This is a genomic window from Rheinheimera pacifica (assembly GCF_024809855.1).
Classification (GTDB): domain Bacteria; phylum Pseudomonadota; class Gammaproteobacteria; order Enterobacterales; family Alteromonadaceae; genus Alishewanella; species Alishewanella pacifica_A.
In genome coordinates, this window is the sequence record NZ_JANUEM010000009.1 from 149995 (window position 1) to 170371 (window position 20377).

Below are 20377 nucleotides of genomic sequence, written 5' to 3' on the forward strand. Positions count from 1 at the left end.
TTAAGGTTTACAGGTAAAAATCTTTGAAGGTAAAGATCAGGCTATGAAACAATTTCAAATTGATTTTATTGAATTTGCGCTGTCGCGCCAGGTGCTTAAGTTTGGCAGTTTTACGCTGAAATCCGGCCGTACCAGCCCGTACTTCTTTAATGCCGGTTTGTTTAAAACCGGCAGTGATCTGGCCAAACTCGGCCGTTTTTATGCGGCTGCGCTGCAGGATAGTGGCCTGGAGTTTGATGTACTGTTTGGCCCGGCTTATAAAGGTATTCCTATTGCCACAACTACAGCGGTAGCATTGGCTGATCATTATAACCGTGATGTGCCGTATTGCTTTAACCGCAAAGAAGCCAAAACCCATGGTGAAGGCGGTAACTTAGTCGGCTCGCCGCTAAAAGGCCGCATTATGCTGGTGGACGATGTCATTACCGCTGGCACGGCTATTCGGGAATCGATGCAGTTAATTCAGGCGCAGGGCGCTGAGCTTACCGGAGTGCTAATTGCGTTGGATAGGCAAGAGCGCGGCCAGGGCGAGTTGTCGGCGATCCAGGAAGTGGAGCGCGATTTTAATACTAAGGTGATCTCGATTATCAGCCTGCCGGATTTAATCAACTACCTGGCCGATAAACCGGAACTGGCAACGCATTTAGATGCCGTGAAGGCGTACCGTGCGCAGTATGGTGTGAATGCTTAAGGATAGCCGGGCTTAACAGGTGGCTGCTATGAAAGCGCACCAGCCACTCTGTTAACAGTCCGGCGTGTTATTCAGGAAAATAGAACCTGTTGTAGTTGTGTCCACTGATTAGCCCAGTGCTGAGTGGGCAAGCGGCTAAAGCCGGAGCGGACAAACTGGCTAAGTTTACCCTCTACCGTGGCTAGCAACAGGTTAGCCAGTTCGCCTTCGTCGATACTAAAGCCCTTACCTTCACGCAGCTTACGCTCGCGCAGGCATTGCTTTAACTGGGTTTCCAGTTTTTCAAATAACTGGACAACGCGTTCTTGCAGGCGTTCCTGCTCACCTTGCAAGGCATCGCCGGTTAAAATACGGCAAATACCGGGATTACGTTCGGCGAACACTAATATCAGCTGCAGAATAAGCTCGGTGCGGCTGGCGGTGTCTTTATGTTCGTCCAAAATGCCATTAATGCGTGATAGCAGCGTATCTTCAATAAACTCAATTAAGCCTTCAAACATCCGCGCTTTACTGGGAAAGTGCCGGTATAGCGCTGCTTCAGATACGCCGACTTTTTCTGCCAGTGCCGCTGTGGTAATACGCTGGCCGTTATTGCTTTGCAGCATGGCCGCCAGGGCCTGCAAAATATCTTCTTTACGATTACTGCGACGAGGTGCCGGCATTGCGTGTCCTGTAAAAAGTAACTTATAGTCTGGTGCAGGCGCCTGCAGCCGGAAATACTTATTTCGCCGCCTTTAGGAGACATCCCTGTGCCCTCTCAGGCTGCGCGGCATCCATGCCGCTGCTGCATAAGTACACCGGCCTTCGGCGCAAAGTGTGTTAGCTAGTTAAGCTTTGCCGGAATGGCCAAAACCACCTTCGCCGCGCGCTGTTTGCTCAAAGCTGTCGACAATATTAAATTCTGCCTGCACTACCGGCATAAACACCAGTTGGGCAATGCGATCACCCGGCTCAATATTGAAGCTGTCAGTGCCACGGTTCCACATAGATACCATCAGCGGCCCCTGATAATCAGAATCAATTAACCCCACCAGGTTACCTAACACAATACCGTGTTTATGGCCCAGGCCAGAACGGGGCAGGATAGTGGCGCATAAATTGGCATCACCGATAAAAATAGATAAACCGGTAGGAATTAATGTCGTTTCACCCGGTGCCAGTGTCAGCGTGCTGTCTAAACAGGCGCGTAAATCTAACCCGGCAGAGCCCGGTGTGGCATAGGCCGGTAACGGAAATTCTGCACCAATACGCGGGTCAAGTATTTTTAAATCAATGGCTTTTTTCATTTACGGCTTAACTCTTATTTTATTAATCATTAGTTTTTTATGGGTAATTAGCTGGCAGAAAACCGGGCATAAATATGCTGTAGTATGGCTTTAGCTAACTCAACTTTGGGCCGGGCCTCTAGTGCCTGCTCGCCATGCTGCCATACCAGGGTGACAGCATTATGATCGCTGTTAAAACCCAGTTCTGTGCCTGATACATCGTTGGCGCAAATCATGTCCAGTTTTTTGCGTGCCAGCTTATCTTTGGCGTATTGCACTACGTTTTGTGTTTCTGCAGCAAAACCTACGGTAAAGGGGCGCTGTGTAGTTAAGGCGGCAACGGCGGCAATGATATCGGGGTTTTTTACCAGCTTAAGCTCAATGCTGTCGCTGGCGGTTTTCTTCATCTTTTCAGTGGCAACTTCTGCTACACGATAATCTGCCACTGCGGCGCAGCCGATAAAAATATCGCTTTGTACTGCCTGCGCCAGCACGGCGTTATGCATCTGCTCTGCGGTGATAACGTCAATGCGGGTTACGCCTGCCGGGGTAGCTAACTGCACCGGGCCGCTAATCAAAGTTACCTGTGCACCCATTGCTGCGGCAGCTTGCGCTAAGGCAAAGCCCATTTTGCCGGAGCTGTGGTTGGAGATATAGCGCACCGGATCAATAGCTTCGCGCGTTGGTCCTGCGGTAATTGTGATTTTAATGTTATTAAGTTGCTGTTCAGCTAAAAAATGTTTTTCTAGGGCACTGACCAGCTCTAATGGCTCCAGCATACGGCCTGAGCCGACATCACCACAGGCTTGTTCACCCACACCAGGGCCATAAATGTAAAAATTATGTGCTTTTAAAGTGGCTAAATTATTTTGGGTAGCTATGTTTTTATACATCTGTTGGTTCATTGCAGGCGCTACAGCAACAGGTGCAGCAGTGGCTAACACGCAGGTTGTCAGCAAATCGTTGGCTAAGCCATGCGCTATGCGGGCGATGATATCGGCACTGGCCGGGGCAATTAACACAATGTCAGCCCATTTTGCCAGCTCGATATGGCCCATGGCAGCTTCAGCTGCCGGGTCCAGCAAGCTGGTACTTACCGGGTTGCCGGATACAGCTTGCAGCGTAAGTGGCGTAATAAAGTGCTGGGCGGCGTCGGTTAAAATAACCCGTACATCCGCGCCGCGTTCTTTTAAGCGGCGTACTAAGTCTGCACTTTTATAGGCGGCAATACCGCCACTGATACCTAACAAAATGTGTTTTTGGGCAAGGGTTTGCAACATAACAGAGACACCGGAACCGGAAAAAACTGGCGATAAGATAGCATGGAAACACAAATTCAGCATCAATTCAGGGAGGGATAGCATGAGTATTCGTCACTGGCCGGCCACAGAGCGGCCACGGGAAAAATTGCTCGACAGAGGCGCGACAGCACTGTCAGACGCCGAGTTACTGGCTATTTTTTTACGTACCGGCATAGCTGGTACCGATGCTGTAACGCTGGCGCGGCAGTTGTTAAGTCAGTTTGGTTCGTTAAGGCGTTTACTTGGTGCCAGCCAGGCTGATTTTTGCTCGGCCAAAGGCCTGGGAGAGGCCAAGTTTGTGCAGCTGCAGGCTGTGCTGGAGCTGAGTAAACGCTATTTGCATCAGCAAATGCAACGCGATACCGTGTTTACCGAGCCTGCTACTGTGAAACGTTATTTGCAGCATGCTATCAGTGGCGAGCAGCGCGAAGTTTTTCTTTTACTGTATTTAGACAGCCAACACCGGCTGATTAAAGCCGAGCCATTATTTGCCGGTACTATAGATGCCTCGCCGGTGTATCCGCGTATTGTAGTTCAGCAGGCTTTAGCGCATAATGCCGCCGCTGTTATTCTGGCGCACAATCATCCCTCTGGCGTGGCTGAACCAAGCCGGGCGGACAGAGCGATTACTGAACGATTAATTCAGGCGTTAATGTTGGTAGATATCAAGGTATTGGATCACTTTATTGTGGGCGACGCCGATGTAATCTCCTTTGCAGAGCGCGGCTGGCTGTGAAGATCCGCTGGGATCCTTGCCGGATCTCTGCGCGCGGGCGAAAGATTTCGCTTGAATAAGGCGGCTTATTCGTGTATAAATTGCGCCCTCTTGTTTTGGGGCAACCTTCTTGGCCAGAAGGGTGATGACAGCTCGAGCTGATGTAATTTTGGAGAACTATTGACATGTCTAGAGTGTGCCAAGTAACTGGCAAAGGTCCGATGGTGGGTAACCGTCGTTCGCACGCCAACAATGCTACTAAGCGCCGTTTCCTGCCTAACCTGCAAACTCACCGTTTCTGGGTTGAAAGTGAAAACCGTTTTGTTACATTACGTACTTCTACCCGTGGTATGCGCATCATCGATAAGAAAGGTATCGATGCGGTATTAGCCGAAGTGCGTGCTAACGGTCACAAGGTGTAAGGAATAAAAAATGCGCGATAAAATCCGTTTAGTTTCTTCTGCTGGTACCGGTTTCTTCTATACAACAACGAAGAACAAGCGCACCATGCCAGAAAAAATGGAAATCAAAAAGTTTGATCCTAAAGTGCGTAAGCATGTGATTTTCAAAGAAGCGAAAATCAAGTAATCGAACACAGAAACCCGGCCAGCGCCGGGTTTTTGCTTTTTAAAGCCTACCTAAGTTACTATGCCGCAAAGCTTTTGCCCACAGGTATGGTTATGTTAAAACTATCCCGCCGTAACTGGAACAATGTACTGATTTTTGCAGTGCTTATACTGATGTTTGTGCTGTACGGTATACCGCAGCGTTTAGCGCAGTTTAATACGCCTGAACACAGGTTGATCCCCGCTGATAGTGAATTACTGATGGTAGCTTTTGCCAATACGCGCCTTGTTAAAGCCGGGCCGGTATGGCAGCTACAACCCCCTCTTGGTAAGCCACTGGATGCAGCACAATTGGCCGTTGCCTGGCAGCATAGTTTGCTTACACCGGTTGAGGTGAGTGCAGATAAAAGCCGTGTACCGGTAGCACAGGCCAGCGTGCAACTGGTAGGGCAAACGGCACCGCTGATTTGGTTATTGTATCCGGCGCCTGATACCGGTAACGGCCGGTATTTGCTGCAACAGGCCGGACAGCGGCAGTTTTACCAGTTAAGTGCTGCCCAGGCTGCGCAATTGTTTTTAATCGATACAGTGGAGTAACCGTGCCTGAATTACCGGAAGTTGAAGTATCACGTCAGGGCATCAGCCCGTATCTGGAAAACCAGCAATTAGTTAACGTGGTGGCACGCCAGCGCCAGCTGCGCTGGTGGGTGCCGGATGAGGTGCTGGCCCAATTAAACCAGCCGATTTTATCGGTAACACGGCGCGCCAAGTATTTGCTTATTCAGTTGCCTGAGGGCGATATTATTTTGCACCTGGGTATGTCGGGCCATTTAAAGGTTATACCTGCTGATACGCCTGCAACTAAACACGATCATATTGATCTGGTATTAGCCAGCGGTATGGCACTAAGGTTAAATGATACCCGCCGTTTTGGCGCGGTGCTGTGGCAACACAAGGGAGAAACCCACCCGTTACTGGCCAGCCTGGGGCCGGAGCCACTGAGCGATAATTTTAATCTGGCGCATTTAACCGCCGCTTTTGCCAGGCGGGGCAGTGCAGTAAAACTGGTACTGATGGATAACCATGTAGTGGTAGGCGTGGGTAATATTTACGCCAACGAGGCTTTATTCAAAGCCGGTATTTTACCCTCTAAACCAGCTAAATTGGTAACAGCACAACAACTGAAAAAACTGTTGCCGGTGATCAAAGACACATTGGCAGCAGCCATTAAGCAGGGCGGTACTACGTTAAAAGATTTTAGCCAGGCTGACGGTAAGCCAGGCTATTTTGCCCAGCAATTGCTGGTGTATGGCCGCAGCGGCCAGCCTTGTTTAACCTGTGGTACGGTATTAAGTGAAATTCGTCTTGGCCAGCGCAGTACCGTGTTTTGTCCGAAATGCCAGAATTAACAATTCAAACGGCTAGTTGAGTTTAGGCGAAAACCGGTTTGCCCACGTCAACACGCCGTGAACCCATCCGTGGGGGCTCGATTATAAACTTCATCCATGAAGTTTATCCTGCGAATCAGCAGAGCTGTTCAAATTCGCTCCCTGCGAATTTGTCGGCCATCCTGGCCTGCAACGGTTGACTTAGGACAAGCCGGTTTTCGTCAGACAACTGAGAACTAAAACCGTTTTTTCGCAGTAACCCGCCACTGCCAGGCATCCAGCTCGGGGTTGTCGCTAAAAGGATGGGTTAAATCAATATGGATCATCGTGCCACGGCTGGAGTGCGAAGACAGCAAACGGATACCACCACCGACGCCAAACAACACACCATCATCGATATTGCTGTCAAAATCCTGCTCTGCGCCCCAGCTGCGGCCGGCATCAACAAAGCTGGCAAAGCCTACGTCCAGCAATTGTAATATTGTCCAATCGGTAAAGTAGCGGTATTCGGCAGTAGCAACAATACGGCTGTCACCACGTTGGTAGTACAGCGGAAAGGCGCGCAGGCCGGTGTCACCGCCTAAGTACAAAGCGTTATCCTGAAACAGCTGACGGCCAAATTCAGCGTTAATAATGCCAACAGCACTACTGCTGTTGTTTAACTGATGTACTAACTGCAGCTGATTACTAAACAAATGCTGGTTCATTTCTTTTAACCATAGCGCCTGATAGCGGCTGTTACCCAGCAAGAAGGTGTCACTGTTTAGCTGCCATACCTTGGCCAGCTCAGAATCCAGTTGCCAGCCGGGGTTGTCTGCACTAAGCCATGACTGCAAGCGGCCAATACGTAAGCGCGCCTGCCAGCCCAGGTTAATATCTTCTACCCGGTTAAACTGGTTAATGTTAAACAGCTTTTTGTAGTCAGTTTGCAGCATCTGATATTCCAGCCAGACAGAAGACAAATTGCGATCTTCCGGTACGGCATACTGGGTTTCATCGATATACTGAAATTTGGTATCGTCCAGCGTTATACCCACGTTAAGCCGGTGAATGCGGTTACCTTGTTCTGCAATTTTAAAACCGGCGTAGGTTTCAAACCATTTTTGTTTGCGGTCATACAGGTTAACTTCATCGCCTAACAGATAGTCTTTAATTTCTTCTTTTTTCTGTTCTATATCTAAACTGAAGGCCCAGTTGGACGATAGCCGGTAAAAAGGCCGTGTCAGCGTAAAGTGATAGCTTTCGCCGTCTGAGTTATCGGCGTAGCGGGTGAGGGTATTCCAGTGTGTGCCGAAGATATTCGGCGAGGCGAAACTTAGCAGATAGCCGCTGCGTTCACTGTCTTTAGCGTAATCCAGCTGTAACTGATTACCGGTACCCAGCAGGTTATCGTCGGCAATACCTAAGGAGTAGTCGGTCTCACCGCCTTCACTGCTAAAATCTACTTTGGGCAACAAAGACCAGTTGTCCCAGGTTTCTACCAGTACATCAACGCTTTGTGTATCTTCGCAGTAGCGGATCACATTGACGGAGGCTTCACGGATATAGGCGCGGCTGCGTAATAAGCGCTCGGTTTCTTCCAGATCATTTAAGCTAAGGGGCTCACCGGGCAGAAACAGCAGGTCGTCCTGTACGGTGGGCTCTTTAGTTATAATGTGGCTGTAGTTAGCAAAGCGGTGCAACCAGAATGTGCCTTTCTCGTTCAGATCGAATACGTTATTACGTTGGTACTCGATATTACCCACGATAACGCCTTTGGGCAGTGCGGTATTACTTTGCGGGCTGATGTCAGTGCAATCAGCCCAGCTGGTACAGCAAAAAACAGCGGTTAATAAGCAGCTTAGACTGCGAAACATAAGCCTGCTCCCCTGGCTGACGATAAGATAGTATCTGTAGCAATAGTGTTACCAGTTAACGTTATTTCGGCGCACTTAGCAAGTAAAGCCTATGCCGGCTTGTGCTGTTTTACTGAGTCAGCCGCCTCTGTTTGCAATGGTGTAGCCTGTTGCGCCAGATAAACGGTGCGCTGTGGAAACGGAATTTCAATACCCGCTTTATCAAACGCCAGTTTAATTTCTTCCTGCAGACTGTTGCGCAAATCGCGGAAGTTTTCCCGCTTGGCCCACACTGAAAATTGAATATTCAGCGATGAGTCGCCAAAGCCGAGAAATAAAAATGCCGGGCCGGGGTCGTCCAGACATAAGGGATTATTGTCAGCAACGTTCTGCATGATCTGGCGTACCTGTGAGATATTTTCTTTGTAAGCAACGCCTATTAAGAGATCAAAACGCCGGATTGGAAAGCGTGTCAGGTTGGTCATTTCGCTTTTAATCAGGCTTTCATTTGGAATGCGTACATAAAGATTATCAAAGGTACGCAGTTTTACCGACAGTAAATCTATTGATAATACTTCACCTGTGGTGTTACCCACTTTAATGGTATCGCCCAGTTGAAACGGTTGTTCGCCAATTAAAAATAAGCCGCTAATCAGGTTAGATGCCGAGGTTTGTGAAGCAAACCCCAGCGCAACCGACAGCACGCCTGCGGCGCCAAGTAATACACTAAGCGAAAAGCCCAACTGTTTTAGCGCCGAGGCTATAAACAGCGCCAGCAATAGCCAGTACACCAGGCGTTTAAACAGCACGACATGATGCTGCGAAAAGTTCGTACTCAGAATACGGCCAATAGCACGCGACGCCATGCTTGCGATAACAAAACCGGCGAGGAGTAAAATTGTGGCTCTTAACAGATGGCTGGCTTGTTCTGATTCCAGCCAATGCAGTAGTTGTTCAGTCATATTGCCTCTGGGTTATTCAGCAAAAATATGGGTAAAGGCGCGGATCAGGTTATGTTTTTCCGGAACGGCCCGCGCCGGGCTGAGCAAGGTTGTTCCGCTGGCATCAGCGGCCGACAAGGTGCCGGTTTTAAAGCGGGCCAGGCTGTTGGCACCTTCGTGTTGCAACGTTATCGGGTCGGTCCACAAATTGCCATCAGCTGAGCTATATACAGCCAGGTAAGGTACTGGAATGCTGATCTTACTCAATGACAGCATTTGCTTTGACGAGTTTTGAATAACCACCGGTGTAATGGCACGATGTGGCCGCCGTGGCAGTTCGTTTTTATTGTAGCGGGCATGGGTTTTGTCGGCATAGCATAATTCGCCCACCTGAGTAGAAGGGCCAAACCAGGTATCGGATAAACGCGTTATGGCAATTTCTTGCAACAGGTATTCCGGTTGTTGCAAAGACACCCGTACGCTTACCGGAGAGCTGATATACAAGGTAGTTTGTTCAGTTGGTGCGATATGCACAGGCTGCATTGTTTTCACCACGACGGGCCTGTCCATTAGCACGGGTTTCAGGCACAATGCTGCCGGGCTTTGACGAAACATATAACGTTCAGCTTTTAGCTGCGGTGGCATACAAATAGCTGCGGAGCTACTAAACAGTTTGCGTTCGCCAATGCTGCCGGTGCGTTCATATGCCAGCAACCACTGTTGCTCCTGGCGTTTAAAATAAATACTTAACGGGCCTATGTCAAAGCTCCAGCAGCTGTCAGCGGCCAGTTCAACCGGTAGCCACCAGGCATTATCAGCTGAGTTTTTTGTTGTCATATAGTTTGCTCAATCATGGTACTGCAGCAATCTTAGCAAGAAGACTGTATAAGTCCTATCGGCGTTTTGGCAATATTCAGTTGAGATTCACTGCTATGCTTTATAAAATAGCGCAATATTTTGCTTATTCAGCAACAGGTTAATTAACTTAGCCGGAGATTTATCACCCTTATGGACGTGCCCAGTAGCAGGCCTTGCCTGCCAACACCCATTTTTTGCAATTGTTTCGCCAATTGTGCTGCTTAGTGAGGTAATCTTCAGCCCTTACTAAGCTTGTTTAGTAAGAGGTTGCTATGGAATTACCTGCGCTGATCAACACGCTGCGCACCGCGCTGGAATCAGATACTGTACATTTGCTGCGTGAGCGGCTGGACGATGTGCACCCCGCCGACCTTGCCAGTGCACTGGTTGAGTTTGCGCCTCAGGATCTATGGACGCTGTTAACAGTGCTGCCAAGGGCTGAGCAAGCAGAAGTATTTGGCTATTTACCGGCAGAAGAACAGGTTAAATTATCGATTAGTATCAGCCGCCGTAAACTGGCCCCTATCATCCGCCAGATGTCATCTGATGAGCGCGCCGATTTATTCAACCGCTTAAGTGACGAACAACGTGAAACCCTGCTGCCGGCACTGGCGCAAGCCGAACGTGAAGACTTATTGCGTCTGACGTCGCATGAAGAAGGCACCGCTGGCGCCATTATGACGTCTGACTACGCCATTCTTGCCGCTGAACTGACAGTGGCACAGGCGCTGGATTCACTGCGCCGTGAAGCGCCGGACAAAGAAACCATTTATTCTGCTTATGTGGTAGATGCTGCCCGTAAATTAATCGGTGTGGTGTCATTGCGCGATCTTATTCTGGCACCGCTGCATATGCCGATAGAAGAGCTGATTAACCACGATCCTATTTATGCCAGTGTTGATATGCCACAGGAAGAAGTAGCCTCGTTAATCGCTAAATATGACTTACTGGCCCTGCCTATTGTTAACAGCGAGCACCAGATGGTGGGTATTGTAACCTACGATGATGCGATGGACGTTGCCGCAGAAGAAGCCACAGAGGATTTTCACAAAACTGCCACCATCGGCAAGCTGGAAACCAGTGTAAAAGACGCCGGTATCGGCCTGTTATACCGCAAGCGGGTGCTTTGGCTGGTGATCCTGGTATTTGGCAATATTTTCTCCGGTGCCGGTATTGCTTATTTTGAAGGCACAATATCTGACAACATCGCCCTGTTATTCTTTTTACCCTTGCTGATAGGCAGCAGTGGTAATGCCGGTGCACAGTCAGGCACCCTGATGGTAAGGGCACTGGCCACCGGCGAAATTAAACTGCGTGACTGGGGCTATTTGCTTGGTAAAGAATGTCTGGTTGCCGGTTTGCTCGGCCTGACGATGGCAGCTGCGGTTGTAGGGCTTGGCTGGTGGCGAGGTGGTTACGATATTGCTGTGGTGGTATCGCTTACGATGATGCTGGTAGTATTGGCGGGGAGTTTAACGGGCCTATCACTACCGTTTCTGCTCAGCCGTTTTAACCTTGACCCGGCTACTGCCAGCGGGCCGTTAATTACCTCTCTTGCTGACGTTGCCGGTGTAGTACTGTATTTCTCTATTGCGACCTGGTACCTGGGGCTTTAACCAGGCAGCACTGCGTATATAACGCAGTGCTGGTAAGGCATAATTACGCAAATGCCAGATAACCGCTGTGGCAGTAGCCATCGGCTAAACCGTCACCCTGAATATCTATCTGGCTCCAGTCGCCACTGGTATGTATTACCGTAATCAGCTGGCCACTGCGTAATGTGGTTTTAACATCAAAACTTGTACCCGGGCCTGCCCGCAGGCGTAAACCATCACGGGCTATTACTGTAGCGCGTTTTAAACCAGCTTGCGCCAGCGTACTGTTTGTTTCAGGTTCTGGCGCATTAGCTGGCAACGGTGGGCGATCAAATTGCGCAGCCGGTAACGGTGGAGCCAGTGGGGTGCCGTGCCAGCTAACAATAGCTTGTTGCAGGTTTTCTGCCCAATCGCTATCGCCATTTGGCGGGTAGCTGCCACTGCGCAGTTGTGCCAGCTGCATACCCTGCATTTGTAAATGCGGCAACTCCCAGCTTAATGGCTCCAGCTGCTGCAATTGCGCCAGTTTATGCAGCGTTTTCCACCAGGCTTTGCGCTCGCCGCTGTCATCCCAGCTCCATTTACCGTCAATATAAAGTACAAAATCGGCAGCAACGCCATACTGGTGCAATGAGCTCCAGGCATCGGCATTGGTAACTTTGGCGCCGGGGCGTGTGCGGCCCTGGCTATACAACTCGCGCTGGCGCTGTGGCGAGCGAAAGCCCTCAAATAATCTGAAAGGTAAGTTTGCACGGGCAAGTTCCTGCAACAGCAACTCGACTTTTTGCCGGAAAGTCGGATGCAGGTGTTCCATCACCATATCTCTGGCCATAGTAAAAGCTCCTCCGTTACCCCGGTGTTAGCGGGTTAGCCGCAGCTTGCGGCTGGTATGAAGTATAGCTGCTACATAGAGACTGCATGTTTGTCAGTGCTTTCAGATAACACCGTTTATGTTGATATTGTTTACCATATAAAAGTCTTTTCATTTTTAAACTAATTTCATATTTATATATTTACATGTGTTTTTTTATGTGTAAGATTTCATTTTTTTTGCTGGGAGGTAAGCATGTTTTTCAATAAAGTTAATTTTATAGTTTTTTTTACGGCGTTACTGGGAAGCACTTCTGCTTTTGCAAATTGTGAGGCATTGAAATGCGAGGGTGTAACTAATACTTTTGTGCACTCTCTTAAAACAACTGGGCAAGATATATTCTTAACTTTTCCTGCCGGCGTTAATGCGGCTTTAAGCTGTGAGCTTCGTAAGGGGGTTTACGCCAGCCTTGATACGACATCACCAAACTTTAATAGCACGCATTCCTTACTCTTAACCGCTATTGCCTCGAATGCGCCATTAATTGTTGAGTTTGATGCATCAGACGCATTTTGCGCGGTGTCTTCTGTAGAAATTCTGGTTAGTGAATAACGCTTTAAATTAACAAGGTGGTTTTACGTGAAAGGGATCTTTAAGTTAATCTTTGCTATTACGTTTTTCGTCTATACAGTTTACGCTAACGCTGCAACAGATATCGCTGATGTTTGGGTTGATGATAGTGGCAACTATTATTATGCAGTGCCTGTAAAGCATGTTTTACTGACTGATGACATGGCGCCAGTAGTAAGGCTATTTAACGATTTTCCTTTTGTTAAAGTCATACCTGATAAAGACGGATTTCTTGTTGAATCACTATCAAAAGCTGATTTTGATAAGATTAAGCACTTGCTACAGCTCCATGGGAAGCGTTTCAAAGGCGACTTTGATGGAGATGGGCAGCCTGACATCCTGCTTCAAACCAACTCAGGCCTGGATATTCTGATAACAAAAAGAAAAGGCGGAATTTATACAGCTCGCTCTTTTCCGGTAGGTCAGACTTTATCTTCTGAATCAGTATTGAAAGATTTTAATGCAGATGGTCGCACAGATATTCTTAATAGTGCCGGTATGGTCTCTTATGCTTTGGATACAGGGTTTACGCCACAGTATGAAAGGGGGGATTATGTTGGTAGCTTAGCGGGTGAACACAGCGTAACGCCTAGTGGCGAGTTTACTTACTCTTTACCTATTACCACAGCTCCTGCAACAGGTAACCTTATACCTGGTGTTGCTTTAACATATAGTTCTGCTGCCCCTAATGGCCATTTGGGCAGAGGCTGGTCTATTGGCGGGCTAAGAATTATAACCCGGTGCGAACAGAATCTGGAGCTAAATGGCAATATCAGCAAAGTTGATTTTTCTGCGACAGATCGTTTTTGTCTGGATGGTCAACAACTGATAGTTAAGACTGGTCAAACATATGGTGCAAATAATGCGGAATACCGAACGGTACAGGACTCATTTGAAAAAGTAGTATCTAAAACTAGCTCTGGCGTGAGCGGGCCGGTAAGCTTTGAAGTGAAAGATACTCAGGGAAACACTTATTATTTTGGCCGTCACGGCAGTGAAAATGATGCGTTAGTTTTAACAAATACCAATGCAGCTTTTATCTGGGCGTTAAAACGAGTCCAGGATGCGTCAGGTAATTTTTATACTTTTCACTATGCCAAAAACAGCCAGAGTCTTGAGTTTTACTTAACTGCAATAAAATACAGTGGTAACAGCAGTATTGCTCCGACAAATGAAATTATTTTTAGCTATGATGATTCAAGAACAGATAAGGAAACTACTTATCTTGCTGGGCAGGCTATAACGCTTACTAAGCGGCTGAATACAATTACTTCAAAAGTGAACGGAGTGGTATTACGCAATTACACCCTGAACTATGGCGGTTTTTTATCCAATGACGTTTTAGTTAGTGTAAAAGCGTGCGATAGCTCCAATAAATGCCTTACTCCAACGATATTTGCGTGGAACTTGCCTTCTGGATTTGGGGAATACGGTGGACAGTTCTCCAGAAACAGCAGGTACAAAGGCCATCAGATGTGGGATTATAACGGTGATGGTTTGTTGGATATCGCTTATGTCCGCAATGATCGGGGAAGTTCGACAGATCATTTATTTCTTATTCAGAATACAGGTTCTAATCTTGTTCAAACTCATACCTATAATGACATCGCCAGTAAGTCGTTTCGTAATACATGGAAAATTGTTGATCTTGATAAAGATGGTAAAGATGAAATTATCTACCGTGGAGCTGGTGGTTTCTGGTACCAGATAAAACAAAATGGCAGTGGGTTTACGAATACTAAATTAAATATTACTGCGGCAACCAGTGATGCTTATTCACATTATGTGGATATGGATGGCGATGGCTTGCCGGAGTTATTGCATACCGTGAATAACAAGCTTTCAGTCCAAAAAGGTACTAAAACAGGAGTGGAGAGTACTTTCAGAGAAGTAACAGTTAATCTTATTAACCCTGGAGCAAATTACACTGTAGCACTGGTACCATTTGATAAAGAAGATAACACTTTGTCTGCCACCGATTTTAATGGTGATGGTAAAGCCGATTTTATCGTACAGGTACGACAAACTTATACCGATCCGAACCCTGATCCTTGCGCAATACGGGGTAATTGCTGTGATCCAAATCAGCCCTGGTTATGCCAGAATCCTCTGTCTGTGGGCACCATGTCCAAACATGCAACAATATCTGACAGCAGGCACAGCTTACCTATTACGGCGGCAGTAGAAGAAACACAAACAGCAGTTGCGCATTATGTTGAAGAGCCTGTAGTAACAGAATTTATGCAGCAATCGGACACACAGGAACAGGCTGTTAGTGTCATGAACAGTTCCTATAGTACAGTGCAGTGGAAAATACTGGTTTCTAACAGTGCCACCTCGTTATCGGAATATGCCACTATCGGGACAGTCGCTCTGATAGATAAAGTAATACCAGTCGATATTAATGCCGATGGATTAGCAGATATCGCTTACCGGCAAGCCAGTAACAAAGAATGGTTTATTCGCATTAATAACGGTACAGGTTTTAATGCGGCGGTATCTACCGGAGTGTTTAACGAAGACACACTGAAGTTCTATGGCACTGAAAAATTGAGTATAGTGTATAAGAATGGCATTCAGTTTTGTCATAAATCCTTGCAGGGAAATACTTTTGTCCACGGTGGCTGTTTTGGTTATGACGGTATTGACCGTGAGTACTGGAGCACCAACTTTCTTGATATGAATGGTGACGGAGCGCCAGATATGCTGGACTTCCATGGCCGTTATCATTTGAAGTTCTTACCCGACAACGGGTTTCGACGTATCACTAAAGTTACCAATGGCTTTGGTGAGGAAACCATCGTTGGTTATTCAAATTTAAATGATCCTTCTGTGCATATCCGTAAAAATGACGGTCCGTCCAAGAACTGGGGCAACGGTCATTTGGTCAGGGATATCAAAGGAGCAATTCCGGTTGTCCGTACTATTAAAACCGGTGCTGATGCCCTTACTTATCATTATACCGGCGGAAAAATGCAGGTGGGTCGTGGCCTGCTAGGCTATGAAAAGGTACAAATAGAAAGTTTTGCCAGCGGCACCCGCACCACAACAACCTATAGACAGGACGGAGATTATCGCGGCAGTGTGGCGGAAACACTGGTTGAAGTGCAGGTTGGTGAATATTCACCCCCTACAAACCCCTGTGATGAAAGGCCCTGGTTATGCCAGCCTCCACCGTGTTACGACGGGAGGATTTGTGAGCAGCCAAGAATGCTGCAAAGCTATAGTACTACGTCGTCAACTCCGATATGGCGTTTACAGAGCAAAAGTACGGCTAGCTATCTGTTAAAAGCCAATACCAGTTTCAGTACCAATAGCAATAAAACCCAGGCGCGTTTTGTCTATCCTGCCACTATTACTACCTGGCGTTATGATACAGATAAAAGCACTGCTGAAGTACTGACAACGCAAACACAAAGTATTACCAGTATTGACAGCTTTGCTCAGCCATTAACACAAGTAGAAACTGTGTCTGATGCTTACACCATTGCAAAAACAACTACAACCAATACCTATAGCTACAATGACACCGGCCTATATGGTGGGCGTTTAACTAAAGCAGTGGTTAGAAAAGAGCGAACCAATAATGTAGCAGGGAGCAACTACACGCAGCCTGTGATTACGTTAACTAACAGTTTTGCTTACGATGGTACCGGGCGTCTAACCAGCCAAACATCAGATAGCGGCATTGTAACTACTTATATACTCAACTCGTTTGGATTGATTGCGGAAGAAACAGTATCCGTTACTGGTATGACAAGCCGAAAAGTTACGCGAAGCTATGACGCCAATGGCCGGTATTTGATGTCTGAAAGCAATGCTTTGGGTCAGACCACCAGCTATGACTATACAAGTAAAGGGCTACTTAATTACACCCAATATGCCAATGGCCAAAGGGTATATCTGGACTACAACAGCCTGGGCCGTTTAATTACTGAAACTACCACACCAGGTAATAACACCAGTAAAACGGGTACTACAGTATTAAGGAAAACCAAAACCCAGTATTGGTGCGGTACCTTGCTATCAGGGGTATGCCCGCAGACAGCTTCTTACTATGAAAATGAAACTGCCACCGGGCAACCATCCAGAATTACGTCTTATGACAGCCTTGGCCGGGTTGTACGAACTGCATCCAGAGGGTTTGCAAATAATTGGATCTGGGTTGACACAGAGTACGATGGCAAAGGCCGTAAAATCAGTGAAACCGTACCCTATTTCTCTGATGCTTCCGGTAGCCCGGCTAAAAGCCAGATATTTTACGATATGCAAGGCCGCGTAAATCGTATGGTCAAGCCAGATAATTCTGCGTGGCTGACTGCCTATAATGGCCTTGCCGTAATTAGTACTGCACCAAATGGCAAAGCCCAGACAGAAGTAAAAAACAGCCTGGGTGATTTAGTATCAGTTACTGATGCGGATAATAAAACTGCCTGGTACCAGTACGATGCCAATGGTAAAAGTGCTGAGCTTATCGATCCCAGCAATAACAAGATTGTTGTCACTTATGACAAATGGGGTAATAAAATACGCATTACCGATCCGGATGCAGGGGTAACTCACTACAGCTACAACAAATTTCATGAGCTGATAACTCAGTCTGACGCCAATGGCAATGTCATTACTTACACCTATGACATACTGGGCCGCCAGAAAACCATGTTGCGTAAAAAGCCGGGTGGCGTGATAGAGCATAACGTTGAAACTATCTATGACAGCGGCGCCTATGCTATTGGGCAGGTAAGCTCGGTAGAAGACAAGAAAACCGGTTATAAAACCAATTATTACTACGACACCTTTGCCCGGGTGCGCCAGCAGGCTACCCGCTTTGACGATGGCACTGTATATAACCAGCACTGGGCTTATGACACCCTGGGGCGATTACAGACTGAAACCGATGCCACCAGCGGCGGCGTGGTTTATAACTACAATACCAATAACTGGTTAAGTAGCATTGATGATAAAGATATTAAAGACGCTGCAGGTAATGTGCGCCGTCACTGGCAGGCTAATGCCATTGACGCCTTTGGTAATGTAACCCAGGACAAGCTGGGCACTTATATTAGCCGTAGCCATACGTTTGACCAGAATACCGGTTTAATTAAAACCATTAGTAGCTCGGCTTCCGGCCAAAGTTCCCTGCAAAATTGGCTATATAACTGGGATAATCTGGGTAACCTGAATTATCGGCATGACTATATAACAGGCAACCGCGAAACCTTCACCTATGATGTGTTAAACCGGGTAAAAACCAGCCGTATTACCAGCGCGAAAGGTAATACCAATACTGATATTAATTATGATGCTTTGGGTAATATCACCAGCAAAACCGGGGTAGGTAATTATACTTACGGCAGCAGCCGGCCACATGCAGTAACCCGTGTTACGGGAGCCCGTGCTAATACTTACCAATACGATGCCAACGGCAATATGGTGCAGGATAACCAGCGCCGGTTAAGCTATAACAGCTTTAATAAGCCTACATTAATTACCAAAGGCAGCTATCAGGTTGAGTTTTACTACAACCCGGCCGGAGACAGATACAAACGGCTGGAGTTTGGCGGTCGCCAGGGTAAGTTAATCCCCATTATGATGGGTGATATCACGACCTTTATTCCACTGCATACCGAAACCCGCTATGTGGGTAACGTAGAGTTTGTGCGCTATGGTGGCAGTGAGTGGGTACAAAAGCGCTATATAGGTGATAAAGCGGTGGTTAGCCGTGTGGCGTCTCAGAGTGTCAACCAATCTACAGTACGTTATTTGCTGGCCGACCATCTGGGCTCTACCCATGTAATAACCAATGCCAATGGTGTAAAAGAAGACAGCATGAGCTTTGATGCCTTCGGTGCACGTCGCGACGCTGAAAGCTGGGCTATGAAGCATGAAGAAGCCAGTAGTGGTTTGTTGACCAGCAATATTACGCTACGCGGTTTTACCGGCCACGAACAAATAGACGAAGTAGGCTTGGTGCATATGGGCGGCCGGGTATACGACCCGATATTGGGGCGTTTTTTACAGGCCGACCCGTTTGTGCAGCAGCCGAACAATATTCAGAACTTTAACCGCTATAGTTATGTACTGAATAACCCGTTGAATAAAACCGACCCGTCGGGCTACTTCTTTCAGATGTTAGTAGTATGGGCAGTGCAGTATGTTGCCGCCGCTAGCGCGACAGCAGCAATAGGCACTGCGTTAAGTGTCGCGCTAACGGCTTATCAATACTATGGCTATGCGCAAATGGCGATAGGCGCCATTAAAGCGATAGAAGGCGGGGGCACCGCGATGGCCAACTTCGCCGGCGGTATGGCGAAGGGGCTAGCTAAGAGTTTTATATTCCAGGCTGTTATGGGCGATGCTGCGGCACTTGGTAGCAAGCATGCTGCAAGTGGTAAAATTAGTGATGCACAGGGAGGTACAGCAACAGATCTTGCAGCGGTAGAGTCCTCTACTTCTGCTGAAACCTATGCTGCTTCTAAAGGTGAAGGCTGGACTGAATACGGCTCTAGTGGCTCAGTCACGGATGTTAGTGGTTTGGGGCGTATCACTGTTATTCAGGATGCGTCGTGGTTTTACGAGCCAGCAGGTGATGCGTATGCGTTTAGCTTGGATTCACTGGCGTCAGGCGCAATAGATCCGGTAGAGATAGAGGGGATTTTTAATCCTGCGGGTTGGGCTAGGTTTGCTCTGAAAAAGGCAGTTACAAAGAGTGTGACGCCAAAAAATGTCCAGCAATTCGAGTCGAAGAGGGCCGCCTTTCGAGCTGCAAAACGAGATGCAGGGATTCCCACAAGTCAAACGCACACAACACATACTAAAAACCTGAAAGCAGATGGATTAGATACGCGTAGAACAGCTACAGAATATGATTTTGGAGGAGGTAGGAAAATCCAAAATCATCCAGCAGGTCATAAGTTTCCTGATGGCGGCGTTTACAACAAATCCCATTTCAACAATCACGGAACAGGTGGTACAAAGGGGCATTATGAGTACTAGTGCGATGAGCAAATTTTATAGCGAATATGTGCCTGATGTAAAAGGCAGTGACTACGAGTTTAATCGATTTGATAAGGCTGATCTAAAAAACGTTGTGAGCGTTTTGAAATTGTTTGTAACTACCGTAAGCTATTCCAATTGGAGTGAGGCAGCAGCTGTTATTCACGATGCTATTGCTAAAAGGTTTTCATCAAGTGCAATTGATGTTTATTGCTTCATCGCTAGCCCATACTGGAAAAAGGGTACCCATATCGTAAGGCATTATGGATTAGGTGGAGCGTTAGAAAAGGACTTCGAGGTTGGACCACTAGGCTTTTTGTTTGAGAAAGAAATCGTTAATGATAATGATGTGATTTTTTATGGTGTAGTGAAGCTGACCTCAGAAAATGCGAGGAGTATATTTAATTTACTATCAATAAGTGAGAACGGGGTGTTGTTTTCTAGCCAAGGTCCAAATGATCCCAGTTTTAGTTTATTAGTTGAGGAGCTGGCTTCGATTGTAGCGGTAAAACCTAAAAGCCTAACCTTTAATTTGAATATCGTTGAGGCGATTAATTTCATATTGGGGAAAGGTTTGGAGGCTCTCTTTCCTTATGCATGGGAGGAAACTGGTGAATATCACTTGGATATATTCGAAGGTAACTGTGTGGACAGGTTGGCTTAAACGGGATAAGTCATTGCACAATCAATGGGTCAGAGTCTGAGGGATCCCCACGAATTTAGCCTTCGCATTCAATGTTGTAACTCGCCGTATCCAACAAGTGTTTACAGTGGCGCAAGGTATT

17 protein-coding genes and 1 pseudogene are annotated in these 20377 nt (G+C 47.2%); 11 read left to right on the forward strand and 7 right to left on the reverse strand.

Annotated elements, in window-relative coordinates; genetic code table 11:
* Positions 1–43 precede the first annotated feature (43 nt).
* A complete protein-coding gene (gene pyrE / locus M2404_RS13045) occupies positions 44–691 on the forward strand; it encodes an orotate phosphoribosyltransferase (RefSeq protein ID WP_259240188.1) in 648 nt (215 codons plus the stop codon).
* 71 nt (positions 692–762) lie between these two features.
* On the opposite strand, the gene slmA is transcribed toward pyrE, so the two are convergent.
* The 3 genes from slmA to coaBC form a co-directional block, all read right to left on the reverse strand.
* A complete protein-coding gene (gene slmA, locus M2404_RS13050; RefSeq protein ID WP_259240189.1) occupies positions 763–1353 on the reverse strand; it encodes a nucleoid occlusion factor SlmA in 591 nt (196 codons plus the stop codon).
* A gap of 165 nt (positions 1354–1518) precedes the next feature.
* Positions 1519–1977, reverse strand: coding sequence for a dUTP diphosphatase (dut, locus tag M2404_RS13055; RefSeq protein ID WP_259240190.1), 459 nt, complete (start codon positions 1975–1977; stop codon positions 1519–1521).
* A 47-nt stretch (positions 1978–2024) separates the two neighbouring features.
* Positions 2025–3236: a bifunctional phosphopantothenoylcysteine decarboxylase/phosphopantothenate--cysteine ligase CoaBC gene (gene coaBC / locus M2404_RS13060; protein ID WP_259240191.1), complete on the reverse strand. Its 1212-nt coding sequence runs from the start codon at positions 3234–3236 to the stop codon at positions 2025–2027.
* Between the two features lie 82 nt (positions 3237–3318).
* Here coaBC and radC point away from each other — a divergent pair, with 82 nt between their 5' ends.
* The 5 genes from radC (at position 3319) to mutM (ending at position 5947) form a co-directional block, all read left to right on the forward strand.
* Positions 3319–3993 (forward strand): RadC family protein, encoded by a 675-nt coding sequence (radC, locus tag M2404_RS13065; RefSeq protein WP_259240192.1) that lies wholly within the window; start codon positions 3319–3321, stop codon positions 3991–3993.
* A gap of 164 nt (positions 3994–4157) precedes the next feature.
* Positions 4158–4394, forward strand: coding sequence for a 50S ribosomal protein L28 (rpmB, locus tag M2404_RS13070; RefSeq protein ID WP_040551802.1), 237 nt, complete (start codon positions 4158–4160; stop codon positions 4392–4394).
* Between the two features lie 10 nt (positions 4395–4404).
* Positions 4405–4560: a 50S ribosomal protein L33 gene (gene rpmG / locus M2404_RS13075; RefSeq protein WP_008219722.1), complete on the forward strand. Its 156-nt coding sequence runs from the start codon at positions 4405–4407 to the stop codon at positions 4558–4560.
* A 92-nt stretch (positions 4561–4652) separates the two neighbouring features.
* A complete protein-coding gene (locus tag M2404_RS13080) occupies positions 4653–5135 on the forward strand; it encodes a hypothetical protein (RefSeq protein ID WP_259240193.1) in 483 nt (160 codons plus the stop codon).
* A gap of 2 nt (positions 5136–5137) precedes the next feature.
* Positions 5138–5947, forward strand: coding sequence for a bifunctional DNA-formamidopyrimidine glycosylase/DNA-(apurinic or apyrimidinic site) lyase (gene mutM / locus M2404_RS13085; protein ID WP_259240194.1), 810 nt, complete (start codon positions 5138–5140; stop codon positions 5945–5947).
* 215 nt (positions 5948–6162) lie between these two features.
* Here mutM and M2404_RS13090 read toward each other — a convergent pair whose 3' ends face one another.
* The 3 genes from M2404_RS13090 to M2404_RS13100 all read right to left on the reverse strand — a co-directional run bounded on the left by M2404_RS13090 (position 6163) and on the right by M2404_RS13100 (position 9539).
* The gene (locus tag M2404_RS13090) at positions 6163–7782 is read right to left on the reverse strand and encodes a BamA/TamA family outer membrane protein (RefSeq protein WP_259240195.1); all 1620 of its coding nucleotides are present in this window, start codon (positions 7780–7782) and stop codon (positions 6163–6165) included.
* Between the two features lie 89 nt (positions 7783–7871).
* Positions 7872–8723 (reverse strand): mechanosensitive ion channel family protein, encoded by an 852-nt coding sequence (locus M2404_RS13095; protein WP_259240196.1) that lies wholly within the window; start codon positions 8721–8723, stop codon positions 7872–7874.
* Between the two features lie 12 nt (positions 8724–8735).
* Positions 8736–9539, reverse strand: coding sequence for a DUF432 domain-containing protein (locus M2404_RS13100; protein ID WP_259240197.1), 804 nt, complete (start codon positions 9537–9539; stop codon positions 8736–8738).
* Positions 9540–9832: 293 nt separating this feature from the next.
* On the opposite strand from M2404_RS13100, the gene mgtE reads away from it, so the two are divergent.
* Positions 9833–11176 (forward strand): magnesium transporter, encoded by a 1344-nt coding sequence (gene mgtE, locus M2404_RS13105; protein ID WP_259240198.1) that lies wholly within the window; start codon positions 9833–9835, stop codon positions 11174–11176.
* A gap of 43 nt (positions 11177–11219) precedes the next feature.
* On the opposite strand, the gene M2404_RS13110 is transcribed toward mgtE, so the two are convergent.
* Complete coding sequence (locus M2404_RS13110) at positions 11220–11987, reverse strand: M15 family metallopeptidase (protein ID WP_259240199.1); 768 nt, start codon at positions 11985–11987, stop codon at positions 11220–11222.
* Between the two features lie 234 nt (positions 11988–12221).
* Here M2404_RS13110 and M2404_RS13115 point away from each other — a divergent pair, with 234 nt between their 5' ends.
* The 4 genes and pseudogenes from M2404_RS13115 to M2404_RS13125 all read left to right on the forward strand — a co-directional run bounded on the left by M2404_RS13115 (position 12222) and on the right by M2404_RS13125 (position 20256).
* Complete coding sequence (locus M2404_RS13115; protein ID WP_259240200.1) at positions 12222–12578, forward strand: hypothetical protein; 357 nt, start codon at positions 12222–12224, stop codon at positions 12576–12578.
* Between the two features lie 516 nt (positions 12579–13094).
* A pseudogene (locus M2404_RS20345) lies at positions 13095–13694 on the forward strand (SpvB/TcaC N-terminal domain-containing protein); the annotation flags it as partial.
* 375 nt (positions 13695–14069) lie between these two features.
* On the forward strand, positions 14070–19592 hold the full coding sequence (locus M2404_RS13120) for an RHS repeat-associated core domain-containing protein (RefSeq protein WP_259240201.1): 5523 nt from the start codon (positions 14070–14072) through the stop codon (positions 19590–19592).
* The gene (locus M2404_RS13125) at positions 19582–20256 is read left to right on the forward strand and encodes a hypothetical protein (RefSeq protein WP_259240202.1); all 675 of its coding nucleotides are present in this window, start codon (positions 19582–19584) and stop codon (positions 20254–20256) included. The genes M2404_RS13120 and M2404_RS13125 overlap by 11 nt, the downstream gene beginning before the upstream one ends.
* Positions 20257–20377: the final 121 nt, after the last annotated feature.